15 protein-coding genes are annotated in these 13,599 nt (G+C 66.1%); 11 read left to right on the forward strand and 4 right to left on the reverse strand.

The genetic code is table 11. The features are described from left to right. The coding region (locus VMR03_RS15560) for a 3-hydroxybutyryl-CoA dehydrogenase (protein WP_325406824.1) at positions 1–750 on the forward strand (750 nt) is incomplete at its 5' end. Between the two features lie 107 nt (positions 751–857). Continuing rightward, positions 858–1,379 carry a PAS domain-containing protein gene (locus tag VMR03_RS15565; RefSeq protein ID WP_325406826.1) on the forward strand — a complete coding sequence of 174 codons (522 nt, stop codon included), beginning with the start codon at positions 858–860 and terminating at the stop codon, positions 1,377–1,379. 10 nt (positions 1,380–1,389) lie between these two features. Here the strand turns inward: VMR03_RS15565 and VMR03_RS15570 are convergent, their stop codons facing one another. Then, positions 1,390–2,019, reverse strand: a complete 630-nt coding sequence (locus VMR03_RS15570; RefSeq protein ID WP_325406828.1) for a TlpA disulfide reductase family protein — start codon at positions 2,017–2,019, stop codon at positions 1,390–1,392. 63 nt (positions 2,020–2,082) lie between these two features. Here VMR03_RS15570 and argH point away from each other — a divergent pair, with 63 nt between their 5' ends. Genes argH through VMR03_RS15590 form a run of 4 tightly spaced genes read left to right on the forward strand, consistent with a single transcriptional unit; the run spans position 2,083 to position 7,661 of the window. Continuing rightward, positions 2,083–3,477, forward strand: a complete 1,395-nt coding sequence (gene argH / locus VMR03_RS15575; RefSeq protein ID WP_325406829.1) for an argininosuccinate lyase — start codon at positions 2,083–2,085, stop codon at positions 3,475–3,477. A 1-nt stretch (position 3,478) separates the two neighbouring features. Continuing rightward, entirely contained in the window at positions 3,479–3,712 is a 234-nt protein-coding gene (gene lptM, locus VMR03_RS15580) for an LPS translocon maturation chaperone LptM (RefSeq protein WP_325406830.1), read from the forward strand. A 49-nt stretch (positions 3,713–3,761) separates the two neighbouring features. Beyond that, positions 3,762–5,039 (forward strand): diaminopimelate decarboxylase, encoded by a 1,278-nt coding sequence (gene lysA / locus VMR03_RS15585; protein WP_325406832.1) that lies wholly within the window; start codon positions 3,762–3,764, stop codon positions 5,037–5,039. Between the two features lie 51 nt (positions 5,040–5,090). Continuing rightward, positions 5,091–7,661 carry a TIGR02302 family protein gene (locus VMR03_RS15590; protein WP_325406834.1) on the forward strand — a complete coding sequence of 857 codons (2,571 nt, stop codon included), beginning with the start codon at positions 5,091–5,093 and terminating at the stop codon, positions 7,659–7,661. 61 nt (positions 7,662–7,722) lie between these two features. Here the strand turns inward: VMR03_RS15590 and VMR03_RS15595 are convergent, their stop codons facing one another. Genes VMR03_RS15595 through VMR03_RS15605 form a run of 3 tightly spaced genes read right to left on the reverse strand, consistent with a single transcriptional unit; the run spans position 7,723 to position 9,564 of the window. Next, the gene (locus VMR03_RS15595) at positions 7,723–8,100 is read right to left on the reverse strand and encodes a response regulator transcription factor (protein ID WP_325406836.1); all 378 of its coding nucleotides are present in this window, start codon (positions 8,098–8,100) and stop codon (positions 7,723–7,725) included. Positions 8,101–8,105: 5 nt separating this feature from the next. Continuing rightward, positions 8,106–8,651 (reverse strand): hypoxanthine phosphoribosyltransferase, encoded by a 546-nt coding sequence (gene hpt, locus VMR03_RS15600; protein ID WP_325406838.1) that lies wholly within the window; start codon positions 8,649–8,651, stop codon positions 8,106–8,108. 10 nt (positions 8,652–8,661) lie between these two features. Then, positions 8,662–9,564: a zinc-ribbon domain-containing protein gene (locus tag VMR03_RS15605; RefSeq protein WP_325406840.1), complete on the reverse strand. Its 903-nt coding sequence runs from the start codon at positions 9,562–9,564 to the stop codon at positions 8,662–8,664. Between the two features lie 233 nt (positions 9,565–9,797). Between VMR03_RS15605 and ftsE the strand changes: the two genes are divergently transcribed. The 5 genes from ftsE to VMR03_RS15630 all read left to right on the forward strand — a co-directional run. Continuing rightward, entirely contained in the window at positions 9,798–10,457 is a 660-nt protein-coding gene (gene ftsE / locus VMR03_RS15610; RefSeq protein ID WP_325406850.1) for a cell division ATP-binding protein FtsE, read from the forward strand. Beyond that, positions 10,450–11,403, forward strand: coding sequence for a hypothetical protein (locus VMR03_RS15615; protein ID WP_325406842.1), 954 nt, complete (start codon positions 10,450–10,452; stop codon positions 11,401–11,403). Before ftsE ends, VMR03_RS15615 begins: the two co-directional genes overlap by 8 nt. A gap of 99 nt (positions 11,404–11,502) precedes the next feature. Beyond that, entirely contained in the window at positions 11,503–12,132 is a 630-nt protein-coding gene (locus tag VMR03_RS15620) for a YdcF family protein (RefSeq protein WP_325406844.1), read from the forward strand. 25 nt (positions 12,133–12,157) lie between these two features. After that, entirely contained in the window at positions 12,158–12,880 is a 723-nt protein-coding gene (locus tag VMR03_RS15625; RefSeq protein ID WP_325406846.1) for a lysophospholipid acyltransferase family protein, read from the forward strand. Positions 12,881–13,044: 164 nt separating this feature from the next. Beyond that, positions 13,045–13,599, forward strand: a 555-nt coding sequence (locus VMR03_RS15630; RefSeq protein ID WP_325406848.1) for a ribonucleotide reductase N-terminal alpha domain-containing protein, incomplete at its 3' end; no start/stop codon positions are given.

Below are 13,599 nucleotides of genomic sequence, written 5' to 3' on the forward strand. Positions count from 1 at the left end.
CTCGCCACCATCGACGGCAACCTCTCCCGTCAGGTCCATTCGGGCCGCATCAGCGCGGCCGACCGCGACGCCGCCCTCGAACGCATTTCGGCCGCCGTCACCTATGACGCCTTCGAGGCGACCGATTTCGTCATCGAATCCGCGAGCGAAAACGAGGCCGTGAAGCGCAAGATCTTCGCCGATCTCTGTCCGCATCTCCGCGAGGATGCGATCATCGCGACCAACACCTCTTCGATCTCGATCACGAGGCTCGCCGCCTCCACCGACCGCCCCGAGAAATTCATCGGCATGCATTTCATGAACCCGGTGCCGGTCATGGAACTGGTCGAGGTCGTGCGCGGCATCGCCACCGACGACGAAACCTTCGACGCGGTGCGCGAACTCGCCGAGCGCCTCGGCAAGCAGACGGCCAATGCCGAGGATTTCCCGGCCTTCATCGTCAACCGTATCCTGCTGCCGATGATCAACGAGGCGGTCTACGTGCTTTACGAGGGCGTCGGCTCGGTCGAAAGCATCGACAAGGCAATGCGGCTCGGCGCCAATCATCCCATGGGTCCGCTGCAACTCGCCGATTTCATCGGCCTCGACACTTGCCTGTCGATCATGCAGGTGCTGCATGAAGGCCTGTCGGATTCGAAATACCGTCCCTGCCCGCTTCTGGTGAAATATGTCGAGGCCGGATGGCTCGGCCGCAAGACGCAGCGCGGTTTCTACGATTATCGCGGCGACAAGCCCGTTCCGACGCGGTGAAGTCCGCCGCGTCGTACGGCGCGGTTGTCGCAAGATAGAACGCTAATTTTTGTTAAGAATTGAGCGCGATACTGGTTCCGGCCTTCCAATCGGAACCGGGGATTCGCATGGCTGCCATAGGAGACGTGCCGCCTCCTGACGAACAGAGCCTGCATTATCTCGACGAGCCGGTGCATCCGGACGTCGTCGCGCTGACCGCCTATTGGCATGAGAAGCGAGGTGCCCGCGCCATGCCCGACCGCGGCGACATCTCTCCCGGAGAGATCGTCCGCTTCCTGCCGAATATCAGCATCAGCGAAGCGATCGACGGCGGCCGCGACTTTCGCCTCCGCATCTTCGGCACCGCGCTTGTCGCGCTGATCGGCCGGGAAGCCACCGGCATGCTCTATTCGGAACTCGCCGGCGATCCGCGCGTGATGTTCCGACCCGTTGCGGCCCGCAGCCGTCTCCTCGCTCTCTCCAAGACTGCTTTCCAACTGCGACGGCCGGTCTTTGCCTCGGGCAGGTTCGTCAACATGATCCACCGCAGCCTCGAATGGCATAGCTTTTCCAGCCCGCTGACGGCGGGCGGCGGCGACATCGCGCAGATGTTCGGCGCCGTTTTCGTGGTGGAGCGACCCGAAGTCTGAACCTGCTCGATCAGCGCGCGGAAGTTGCCTTGAGGGCCGCCTCGATCAGCGCCTTCGCCTCCGGCGCGTCCCAATGGGCCGGGCCGACGAGGCGCCCGATCTCCTGGCCCGCCGGCGAGATCAGCACCGTCGTCGGCATGCCATAGGCCTTCATGGCAAAGATCGCCCGCGAGGTCGGGTCGTTGTAGAGCGCGATATGGTCGGCCTTGACCTCGGCGAGGAAGGCTTTGGCAAGATCGTGGCCGTCCTTGTCGACGCTCAAGGCCAGCACCTGGAACCGGTCGCTCCCGAGCGCCCCCTGAAGTCCGTTCAGGGCCGGCATCTCCTCCCGGCAGGGTACGCACCAGGTCGCCCAGAGATTGAGGAGGACGAGCTTGCCCCTGAAATCCGAAAGCTTGACGTCCTTGCCGTCCCCATCCCTGAAGGCGAGGTCCGGGACGGGCTTCGGCGCCGCATCGGCCTTGAAATTGGCAACCGCCCCCGTGGCATAGGGGCTGAGCGCCGCCGCATGGCCGCCTTCCGGGGCCCGTCCGGCCCCCCCGCCATTGCCTAAGGGGCCGGCGATCAAGTATACCGCCGCAACGGCGACAATGACGGCGGCGGCGATAATCAGGATAGTCTTGCTGCTGGAACGAAACATCGGGCCTCGGAATTCCGCGCTCTCGCGATGGCGGGCCGGGCTCGGGGCCTACGGAACCTCGCGATGAGCAATAAAATGTGGGGCGGTCGCTTCGGCGAAGGTCCCGACCGCATCATGGAGGAGATCAACGCCTCCATCGGCTTCGATCAGCGCTTCTTCGGCCAGGACATCCGGGGCTCGAAGGCGCATTGCGCCATGTTGGCCGAAACCGGAATTATCTCAAGAGAAGATGCCGATCAAATCGTCGCCGGCCTCGACGCGGTGCTGGCCGAGATCGAGGGCGGACAGTTCGAATTCCGGCGCGACCTCGAGGACATCCACATGAACGTGGAATCGCGGCTCGCCGATCTCGTTGGCGCGGCGGCGGGCCGGCTTCACACGGCGCGGTCGCGCAACGATCAGGTGGCGCTCGACTTCAAGCTCTATATTCGCGACACGATCGACCATCTCGACGAGCAGCTCGAGGCTTTCCAGAATGCGCTGCTCGACAAGGCGGAAGCGAATGCCGACACGATCATGCCGGGCTTCACGCATCTGCAGACCGCGCAGCCCGTCACCTTCGGCCATCATTGCCTCGCCTATGTCGAAATGGCGGCGCGCGACCGCGGCCGCTTTGCCGATGCGAGAAAGCGCCTCAACGAGAGCCCGCTCGGCAGCGCGGCGCTGGCCGGCACCTCGTTCCCCATCGACCGGCATATGACGGCGAAGGCGCTCGGCTTCGACCGGCCGACGCGCAATTCGCTCGACAGCGTGTCCGACCGGGACTTCGTGCTCGAAACCATGTCGGCCGCCGCCATTGCCGCGACGCATCTGTCGCGTTTCGCCGAGGAAATCGTCATCTGGTCGACGCCGGGCTTCAACTTCGTGCGCTTGACCGACGGCTTCACCACCGGCTCTTCCATCATGCCGCAGAAGCGCAATCCCGACGCCGCCGAACTCGTGCGCGCGAAATCGGGCCGCGTCATCGGCGACCTGACGGCGCTCCTCATCGTCATGAAGGGCCTCCCGCTCGCCTATTCCAAGGACATGCAGGAAGACAAGGAAGCGGCCTTCGACGCGCTCGACGCGCTCTCCCTGTCGCTTGCCGCGATGACCGGCATGGTCGCGACGCTCACGGTCAACACCAAGGAAATGCGCGCCGCCGCCTCGCGCGGATTTGCGACCGCGACCGATCTCGCCGACTGGCTGGTCCGCCGTCTCAACGTGCCTTTCCGCCAGGCCCATCACATCACCGGCTCTCTCGTCGCAAAGGCGGAGAAGAAGGGCGTCGATCTCGACGGCCTGACGCTCGCCGACATGCGTGAAGTGGAGCCCGGCATCACCGATGAGGTATATTCGGTGCTGGGCGTCGACAATTCGGTCGCCAGCCGGACGAGTTTCGGCGGCACGGCGCCCGACAATGTGCGCGCATCGGTGACCTGGTGGCGCACGGAACTCGGCCGTAACGGGGAGAAGTGAGATGAACAGGCGAATGACGATGGCGGCCGCGCTCGGCCTTTCTGCTCTTCTCGCGCTCGGCGCCTGCGGCCGCAAGGGCGACCTCGAACCGCCGCCGAGCGTCAGCCCCGACATGGCGTCGAAAGCCGGCTGTCAGACCGGATCCGGCACGACACAGAAACCCATCGACGCGGAGGAGGCCGGCGACATGGCGGCTCCGAACCAGATGCCGGACACGTCGGTCCCGCCCTGCTGAACAAGGCGCCACGGGCCCGAAAGCCCGGCGCCTCCGAGAACCGAGCGTCATGAACCATTTCGAATACAGGAACGGCGTTCTTCATGCCGAGGACGTCGCGATCCCCGACATCGCGGCCGCTGTCGGCACGCCCTTCTATTGCTATTCCTCGGCGACGCTGACGCGCCATGCCGAGGTCTTTATCGAGGCCTTCAAGGGTCAGCCAGCACGGCTCTGTTACGCGGTGAAGGCCAATTCCAACCTCGCCGTCATCGCGACGCTGGCCAAGGCCGGCGTCGGCGCCGACGTCGTCTCGGAAGGCGAACTCCGCCGCGCACTCGCCGCCGGCATTCCGGCCTCGAAAATCGTCTTTTCCGGCGTCGGCAAGACCGCCGCCGAAATCGCCTTCGCACTCGAAACCGGCATCGACCAGTTCAACGTCGAGTCGGAACCCGAACTCGAACTTCTCTCGGCGCTCGCCGCGGCGCGCGGCCTTGCCGCGAAGATCGCCATCCGCGTCAATCCGGACGTCGATGCGAAGACGCATGAGAAGATCGCCACCGGCAAGGCCGAGAACAAGTTCGGTATTTCCTGGAAGCGCGCGCCCGCCGTCTATGCCCGGGCGAAGGCGCTGCCCGGCATCGAGGCCATCGGCATCGACGTCCATATCGGCAGCCAGTTGACCTCGCTCGAACCGTTCGAGGCGGCTTTTACGCGGGTGGCCGGAATGGTCGAGGAGCTGCGCCGCGAAGGCCACGCGATTTCCCGCATCGATCTTGGCGGCGGTCTCGGCATCCCCTATCGCGGCGACAACGACATTCCGCCGCATCCGGATGAATATGCGGCGATGGTGAAGCGCACCGTCGGACGGCTGGGTTGCGAGCTCACCTATGAGCCGGGCCGACTGCTGGTCGGCAACGCGGGGATCCTCGTCTCGCGCGTCATCTACGAAAAGCAAGGCGACGCCCGCCATTTCCTGATCGTCGACGCGGCGATGAACGATCTGATCCGCCCGACGCTCTATGACGCCTATCACGAGATCCGACCCGTGGCGGAGCCCGCCCCTTCGGCCGAACGCGTCACCTACGACGTCGTCGGCCCCGTCTGCGAGACGGGCGACTTTCTTGCCAAGGGGCGCGAAATGCCGCGCCTCGAGACCGATGATCTCGTCGCCGTCATGTCGGCGGGCGCCTACGGCGCGGTGCAGGCGTCGGAATACAACACCCGCCCCCTCGTGCCTGAGGTCCTCGTCAACGGCGCCGATTTCGCGGTCATCCGCGCGCGCCCAAGTTATGACGAAATGCTGAAGCACGATATGATCCCGGCCTGGCTCGAAGGGTCGCGCTGACAAGCGGCGCGCGGGCCTGCGTGCGGGAACGGCTCGACGAGAGGCGAGGATTTGACCGGCCACAAAACGCGGCAGGCAGTGCAGGAGACGCAGGCGCGGACATCCGCGCCGCGCCCGGATGGCCCGCGCCTGCCCGCCCGTGTCGAACGCCGCATCCGCATCGCCCGCGCCATTCTCGTCTGGGAGGCGCTCTGGCCGGCACTCTGGCCGCCGGTGGGTCTCGGCGGGCTCTTTCTGGTCCTTGCCCTCTTCAATGCCTTTGCGGGCCTCCCGATGGGCCTCCACTGGGCTCTTCTTGCCGGCTTTGGCGGGTTGACCGCATGGATGCTCTGGCGCGGGCTCAAGAGCTTCCGCTGGCCGGATCGCGAGGCGGCACTGCGCCATCTCGAACTCGTGTCCGGCCTCACCCACCAGCCACTCGCCGCCTATGAGGACGTCGCCGCTCCTGGCACCGGCGACGCCGCGCTCTGGCGCGCCCATCAGCATTGGGTCGCCGAGCGCATCCGGCGGCTGAAACTCGGCTTCGCGTCGCCGGGTCTGGCCGAACGGGACCCCTATGCACTCCGGGCTGCCGTCGTCCTTCTGCTTCTCGTCGCCTTTCTCGGCACCGGCAACGGCCAGATGAGCCGCATCGCCGCCGCCCTGCTGCCGGGTCTCGGCGCGGCGCGGTCCTTTTCGGTCGAGGCATGGATCACGCCGCCCGCCTATACCGGCCAGGCGCCGATCTATCTCGAACAGGCGAAAGATACCGAAGCCGCGAGCGAAGAGAAAAAACTCATCGTGCCGGAAAACAGCGTGCTCTCCCTTCGCGTCCACGGGCTGAAAGCCGCCCCGGCGCTCGAAGCCGGCCAGGGCGACCGCGGTCGGCCCGAGCCGCTGAAAGACATGGGCGACATGAACTACACGATCGACGCGCCGATCAAGGCGTCGACCGAATTCACGCTGACCCAGGGCGGCCGCATGATGCGCGGCTGGAATATCGACGTCGTCGCCGACCGCAGGCCGGCGATCGAACTGACGAAGCCCCTCGAGAAGACCTCGTCCGGCACGCTGCGCTTTGCCTACAAGGTCGAGGACGACTACGGCGTCACCTCGGCGGAAGCGCGCATCGTGCTGGTGCGACCTCCCGTGCGGACACCCGCCGACACGCGCCCCGGCGCGCGCGCCGAGGCGGCGGTTCTCCCCAGCGTGACGCCGCCAACGGTGAACCTGCCCCTGCCGACGCTCCGCCCGAAGGATGCCAAGGGCGAAACCTATATCGACCTCACGCCGCACCCCTGGGCGGGTTTGCCGGTGATGGTGACGCTGGTGGCCAAGGACGACGCCGGACAGGAAGGCACCGCTCCCCCGGTCGCGCTCATTCTGCCGGCCCGCGATTTCAAGAAGCCGCTCGCCGCCGCCATCGTCGAACAGCGTCGCGCGCTGGCGCTCGATCCGGCGTCGACGGCGCGCGTCGCCCGCGTCCTCGACGATCTCACGGTCGATGCAGACCGCTATATCGACGATCTTTCCGTCTACCTCGCATTGCGAGCGGCCTATTGGCGTCTGACGAGCGCCCGGCACGACGGCGACCTCACCGGTATCTTCGATCTCCTCTGGTCGACGGCCCTCCATATCGAGGATGGCGATCTCTCGCTGGCCGAAAACGACGTCCGCCGCGCGCGCGACGCGCTGACCGAGGCGCTCGCCAAAGGCGCCTCGGGCGACGAGATCAACCGCTTGATGTCCGAGTTGAAGGACGCCTTCAAACGCTACATGGACGCGTTGGCCGCGCGCGGCGACATGCAGCCCAACCCGCTCGAGCGCTTCGCGCCGCAGGACGGCCAGACCATCGACCGCTCCGATCTCGAGCGCATGCTGAGCGCGATCGACGAACTCGCCAAAAGCGGCGCGCGCGATCAGGCGAAGGCGATGTTGCAGCAGCTCCAGGCCATCATGGAAAACATGCGTGTGCCGCAGCAGAGCCCCGGCATGACGCCGCAGGAACAGGCGATGTCCCAAGGCGTCGACCGCATGGGCAAGCTGATCGACAAGCAGCGCCAGTTGATGGACGAGACCTTCCGCAAGGGCGGCTCGCAAGGCAGCGCCGGCTCCGGGCAGCAAGGCGGCGCCCCCGGAGAGAAGGGACAGGGGGGCAAGCAGGGCAATCCGTCTTCCTTGCACGACCTGAAGCGCGCGCAGTCCGCATTGCGCGAGGAACTGGCGCAAGTGATGCGCGACCTCGAAAAATCCGGCGCCAAACTTCCCCCTGCGCTCGGCAAGGCCGGCGACGCAATGAAGAGCGCCGAGGATCGCCTCGGCGACGGCCGCGCCGACCGCGCGACGGCCTCGCAAGGTCAGGCGATCGCCAATATGCGCGAAGGTGCCCAAGGGCTCGCCGACCAGTTGATGCAGAGCATGGCGGGCCGGCGCGGCAATTCGGGACAAGGGCGCGCTTCGGATCCCTTCGGCCGCTCCCTCCCCAATGCCGGCCCCGACCTCGGCAACGACGTCGCCGTGCCCGACAAGATCGACATCCAGCGCGCCCGCGAGATCATTCAGGAACTGCGCCGCCGCGCCGGCGAACTCGGCCGCCCGAAGATCGAACTCGATTATCTCGACCGGCTGCTGAAGCGGTTTTGATTGCCCTTTTGCGTTCGTCGTCCACGAGCCATGCCCGGCCGCGGCGCGGCTATTGCGGGTGCTATTCCTTGTCCAGCACCGTCTGCACACGCAGCACGAGCTCGTCCAGCGTGAAGGGTTTCAGCAGGATGTCGTCGATGATCGCCTCGAGGCCGTAGGCACGTTCGCGCTGGTCGGAATAACCGGTCATCAGCATGATCGGCATGTCGGGCGCGTCGCGCGCGGCCGATAGCGCCAGCGAAATGCCGTCCATGACCGGCATCAGAATATCCGTAAGCAGAAGATCGTGCGGCCGGCCCGCCCCCCGCGCGCGGGTGAGCGCGGCGAGCGCGTCGCTGCCGTCGCCGGCACCTTCGACCTCGTGCCCGACGCCCTGGAGCGCGCGGGTGATGAAGGCCAGTACGCTCGGTTCGTCTTCGGCGATCAGTATGCGGGCCATGATGCTCAGCTCTCGACGATGCCGACGAAGGGCAACTGGCGATAGGCATGTGCGACGTCCATGCCGTAGCCCACCACGAAGCGATCGGCGCATTTGAAGCCGGTGAAATCGGCCTTCATCTGGACGGCGAGTTTGCCCGGCTTGTCGAGCAGCACGCAGGTCTTCACCGACCGCGCGCGCCGTGCCGTCATCAGATCCTTGGCGAAGGCGAGCGTACGGCCCGACTCGAGAATGTCGTCGACGATGAGGACGTCCCGGCCTTCGATGTCGGCCTCCGTGTCGCGCAGGATTCTCACCTCGCCCAGCGACGTGGTGCCCTTGCCGTAGCTCGACAGGCTGATGAAATCCATATCGGGCTCGGCGCCTTCCTCATGCAGCGCGCGCAGCAGATCGGCGGCGAAGATGAAGCTCCCCTTGAGGATCGGAATGACCAGCGGTTCGGGACCCATCGCCGCGACGATCTCGACCGCGAGTTCGCGCACCCGGGCGGCAATCTCGTCGGCGCTGAACAGCACCGATATGCGCGCGCCTCGCGGGGCGAGTTTGCTCATGGGCCCTGCCTCAGGAGGGAGGCGCCGCGACCGGCGCGCTGGCGGGTTCATTTTCTTCGCCCTTCAGCACGAAACGCAGCTCGATGTCGCGGGCGCCCGCGGGCGGGCTCGACAGGCGGGTGGTGAAGGGGACCGACTGCTTCGGATCGAGCGCCTTTTCGGCAAGCGCGAATGTCCAGTGATAGAGCTCGTGCCGGTCGGTATCGAGCAGGCCGACGCGGAGCCGGGGCGGCGTCCGCGTCTCGCCGCTCACATTGACGACCTCGCCTTTGACCGCGAGCACCGGCAGCCCGTTTTCCATCTGCCGCTCATAGGAGACCTGCCTGAACTCCAGTCCGCGCAGGTTCATCGGCTCATCGACGGCGGCATAGAGCTTGGTCGTCGCCGGCCAGAGCGAGGCGATGTCCTTGCGGAAATGCCAGGCGCCAAAAAGTGTGCTCGAAACGAAAGCAAGCAGCAGCACCCAGCCGATCGCCGTCAACACCCGGCCGCGGCGCGACGAGGCCGCGTGGTTGACGAAATGACGGAGCTTGCCGCCATTGCCGAGTTGGGAGGCGCCGATCTGCGAGGCGCCGGACGCCGATGCACCGGGTTCGGCGAAAACGATATCGGAATCCTCCTCGTCTTGCGCCGTTTCTTCCTCGGCCGGTGCGGCCTTTTTCTTGAAGATGGGCGTCGCCGGCGCGTCGAAGGGCATGGTGGGGACCGGCTGCTCCTCGGGCTGCTCCTCCAACTCGGGCGGAACGGCGGCAGCTTCTTCCTCCGTCGGCTCGTCCTTGCGCGGGAGGTCGGTCGGCGGGGCCTGATGCCAGCTATGCCCACATTTGGCGCACCTCACCTTCCGGCCCGAGGGCGCGAACGAAGCCGCGTCCACCGGGTAGCGTGTCGAACAGGCCGGACAGGTGATGATCATCAGATTGAGTGCCGAAACCGAAAAGCCCCGGAGGGCGGAGAGCGAAGCGAACAGGAAAAAACACGCACACGCTTCGCCGGAGCCTGTTCGCCAAAACCATTGCCAGAGCCTATTGAAAGCCGAGCCATGGTTAAAGCCCGGTTAAGCCCGGCGTCGCGAAAGGCTGCTGACCGCCGCCGCATGTTTTCGCGGGTGATCCCCCGCACTCCGCGCTTCATGATACCGTGCGGACCATGATTCGCTTCGAGAATGTGGGCATGCGCTACGGCATGGGGCCGGAGATCCTGCGCGATGTGAGTTTTCACCTCGCGCCGGGCTCGTTGCACTTTCTGACCGGCCCTTCGGGCGCGGGCAAGACCTCCCTGTTGAAGCTGATGTTTCTGGCCTCGCGGCCCTCGCGCGGCCTCATCACCATGTTCGGGCGCGACATCGCGACCCTCCCCCGCGCGGACCTGCCCGACCTGCGCCGCCGGGTCGGCGTGGTCTTTCAGGAATTCCGCCTTCTCGACCATTTGACGACCTATGAGAACGTCGCCCTGCCGCTGAAAATTCAGGGACGGCCGGAGGAAAGTTACCGCGCCGACGTGAAGGAATTGCTCGCCTGGGTCGGCCTCGGCGAACGCATGACGGCAAAACCGCCGACGCTGTCTGGCGGCGAGAAGCAGCGCGCGGCGATCGCGCGCGCCGTCGTCGCCCAGCCGGACCTCCTCCTCGCGGACGAGCCGACCGGCAATGTCGACCCAGAAATGGGCAAGCGCCTGCTGCGCCTCTTCATCGAGCTCAATCGCCTCGGCACGTCGGTTCTCATTGCCACGCATGATCATGCGTTGGTCGAAGCCGCCGGCGCCCCGGAGCTGATGCTGAAGAACGGGAGGCTCACCATCCGTGGCTGACCCTCGCCCCCGCGACGAAAAGGAACTGGACCGGGAAGCCCGCGGCCTCGGCGGCGCGCTGAAGGCCCTCATCGTCGAGACCCGCAGCGTCATGCCGGCGGCCGGCGCGACGGGCCTCTCGCTGGTGCTCGTCGTTGCGGCCATGTGCTTCCTCGCAAGCCTCGCGCTCGGCGCGGCGCTTTCGGTCGGCCGCACCTCCTCCGACTGGGCGCGCGAGCTTTCGGCTGCACTCACCGTCGAGGTAAAGCCCGTGGATGAAGTGCCTCAGGAGGCACAGGTCGAGGCCGCGCTGAAACTGCTCGGCGAGACGCCGGGTGTCCTTTCGGTACGGGCATTGACCAAAGCCGACACCGAAGCGCTCCTTGAGCCCTGGCTCGGCAAGGGCAATGTGACGGACGACCTCCCCCTTCCCCGCCTGATCGACATCCGCATCGACGGGCACGCGCCGCCCGATTTCGACGCGCTGGCCAAGCGCCTCGTCGAAGTGGCACCTGGCGCCGTCCTCGACACGCATCGCCAGTGGCAAGCCGAGCTCGTCCGCGCCGCCCGCTCGGCGCAATGGCTCGCCTATGCGGTCCTGGCCGTCGTGGCGACAACCACCATCGCCATCGTCACCTTCGCGACCCGCGCCGGCCTCCAGGCCAACCGCGAAGTCGTCGAGGTGCTGCATCTGATCGGCGCCCGCGATCGCTTCATCGCCGCGGAGGTGCAGCGCCATTTCCTGCATCTCGGGTTAAGGGGCGGCTTGATCGGTCTTGCGCTGTCGGTCGCAACCTTTGTCGTGCTGGGCTGGTACGGACATGCCGCAAGCACGTTTCTGGTGCCGGTCTCGGGCCTCAGGCTCGAGTATTATCCGGCGCTCGCCGGCGTTCCCCTGATCGCCGCCCTTGTCGCCGTGGTCACCGCCCGCATGACGGTGTTGCGGACGCTGCACCGCCTCCTCTAGCTCTTCTCTTTAAGCGCAAATCGACTGTGCTAAAGTCTGCCGCCGCGACGGACCCGGGAGATTCCCGGGAGCGCGCATGACCTTGAATGGCGAGACGGAATGGCGGCCGGACGAATGGAGCATGAAGGACTGGGGCAGCGCCTCGGCCGGTTGCTGGCAAGCCTCATTGGCCTGGCGGCGCTCGCCTATGTCGCGGGCTTCGTCATCTTCGCCGCAGAACTCGACCGCCGGCCGCCGCTCGACGTGCCCGTCGCCGACGGGATCGTCGCGCTGACGGGCGGCGAGGGCCGCCTCAACGAGGCCATGAAACTGCTCGACGACGGCAAGGGCGCGCGCCTCCTCATCACGGGCGTTCACCCCGAGGTCAAGATCGCCGCCATCAGGAGCGCGGTCGGCGGTTCGACCGCGAAGTTCGACTGCTGCGTCGACATCGGCCGCCAGGCGGAGAACACCATCGGCAATGCGAGCGAGACCGCCGAATGGGTGCGCGCGCATCGCTACCACTCGATCATTCTGGTCACCTCGACCTATCACATGCCGCGCGCCGCGCTCGAACTCCGCCGCGCCATGCCCGACGTTTCGATCACGCCTTTTCCAGTGGTGCAGGAAACGCTGCATCTCGACGGCTGGTGGGATTTTCCCGGCACGACGAAACTGCTGGCGTCGGAATATTCGAAATACCTGCTGACGCTCGCCCATGCGCGCGCGCTGCTCCGCTCAGAAACCTGACGTTCCAGGCCGGAAGGAAACAGCCTTGCTCTGGCTCCGCTCATTCCTCTTCAACCTCGCCATGTATGTGACGGCGATTTCCGTCGGCTTGGTCGCAACGCCGGCGCTCTTCCTGCCGCGCGCCGCCGCCGTCTGGGTCATCTCGACCTTGTCGCGGCTGATCGTCTGGCTGCTCGGCGCGATCGCCGGTACGCATTACGAGGTGCGCGGAAAAATCCCGGAGGGCGCCGTCCTCGTCGCCTCCAAGCATCAGTCGATGTGGGACACCATCATCATGGTGGCGATCCTGAAGGATCCCGCCATCGTGCTGAAGCGCGAGCTGCTCTGGATCCCCTATTACGGCTGGTTCTCGCAAAAGGCGAACATGATCGCCATCGATCGCAGCTCCGGCGCGAGCGCGTTGCGTCGCATGATCGCGCAGGCGAAAGCCGCCTTCGCGCTCAATCGTCCCATCGTGATCTTTCCCGAAGGTACCCGCGCGGCGCCCGGCGCGAAGCTCGACTACAAGCCCGGCGTCGCGGCGCTCTACCGCCAGCTCGGCGTCCCCTGCATCCCCGCCGCCGTCAATTCGGGGCTCTTCTGGCCGCGCCGCAAAATGTTGCGGAAGCCCGGCACCATCGTCCTTGAATTCCTGGAGCCGATCCCGGCCGGCCTCGACCGGCATGCCTTCATGGCGGCGCTGGAAACCAGCATCGAAGGCGCCACGACAAGGCTTCTGGCCGAAGCCGGTCACGCTGTGGATAACTGACCGACCCCTCCCGGTGGATAACGGGGACAAGCGTAATTATATCGTAGCTTCAGGCATTTAATCTCATTCTCGCTGTGCTTATCCTGGGCACAAAAAGAGAACATGAGGCGCGGGCCACGGCATGCTAAAATGCCGGCCCTCCATTGTCGCTTAGTGAGCCCCTTATGCATCCGATCGCCGAACAGATCTGGGACATGAAATATCGCCTCCACGGAGAGGACGGTACGCCCGTCGACCTCACCGTCGAGGACACATGGACCCGCGTCGCGACAGCTCTGGCGGCAGCCGAGGCGCCGGAGGCGCGCGGCCATTGGCAGGCGCGCTTCCACGATGCGATGGCGGGCTACCGCTTCCTGCCGGCCGGCCGCATTCTTGCCGGCGCGGGGACGGGCCGCGACGTGACGCTCTTCAACTGCTTCGTCATGGGCGAGATCCCGGACACCATGGCCGGCATCTTCGAGAACCTGAAGGAAGCCGCGCTGACGATGCAGCAGGGCGGCGGCATCGGTTACGACTTCTCGACGCTGCGCCCCAAGGGCGCGGCGGTGAAGGGCGTCGGCGCCGACGCCTCGGGGCCCCTGTCCTTCATGGATGTCTGGGACGCGATGTGCCGCACCATCATGTCGGCGGGTTCGCGGCGCGGCGCGATGATGGCGGTGATGCGCTGCGACCACCCGGATATCGAGGCTTTCATCGAGGCAAAACGCGAGCCGGGCCGT

Source organism: Parvibaculum sp., assembly GCF_035511255.1.
Taxonomy (GTDB): domain Bacteria; phylum Pseudomonadota; class Alphaproteobacteria; order Parvibaculales; family Parvibaculaceae; genus Parvibaculum.

What these genes read in the sequence shown, in the direction of transcription:
- VMR03_RS15565 (WP_325406826.1), top strand. Translation starts at nt 858, where the DNA reads ATGGCTGCCATAGGAGACGTGCCGCCTCCTGACGAACAGAGCCTGCAT.
- VMR03_RS15570 (WP_325406828.1), bottom strand. Translation starts at nt 2,019, where the DNA reads ATGTTTCGTTCCAGCAGCAAGACTATCCTGATTATCGCCGCCGCCGTC.
- argH (WP_325406829.1), top strand. Translation starts at nt 2,083, where the DNA reads ATGAGCAATAAAATGTGGGGCGGTCGCTTCGGCGAAGGTCCCGACCGC.
- lptM (WP_325406830.1), top strand. Translation starts at nt 3,479, where the DNA reads ATGAACAGGCGAATGACGATGGCGGCCGCGCTCGGCCTTTCTGCTCTT.
- lysA (WP_325406832.1), top strand. Translation starts at nt 3,762, where the DNA reads ATGAACCATTTCGAATACAGGAACGGCGTTCTTCATGCCGAGGACGTC.
- VMR03_RS15595 (WP_325406836.1), bottom strand. Translation starts at nt 8,100, where the DNA reads ATGGCCCGCATACTGATCGCCGAAGACGAACCGAGCGTACTGGCCTTC.
- hpt (WP_325406838.1), bottom strand. Translation starts at nt 8,651, where the DNA reads ATGAGCAAACTCGCCCCGCGAGGCGCGCGCATATCGGTGCTGTTCAGC.
- VMR03_RS15605 (WP_325406840.1), bottom strand. Translation starts at nt 9,564, where the DNA reads ATGATCATCACCTGTCCGGCCTGTTCGACACGCTACCCGGTGGACGCG.
- ftsE (WP_325406850.1), top strand. Translation starts at nt 9,798, where the DNA reads ATGATTCGCTTCGAGAATGTGGGCATGCGCTACGGCATGGGGCCGGAG.
- VMR03_RS15620 (WP_325406844.1), top strand. Translation starts at nt 11,503, where the DNA reads ATGGCGGCCGGACGAATGGAGCATGAAGGACTGGGGCAGCGCCTCGGC.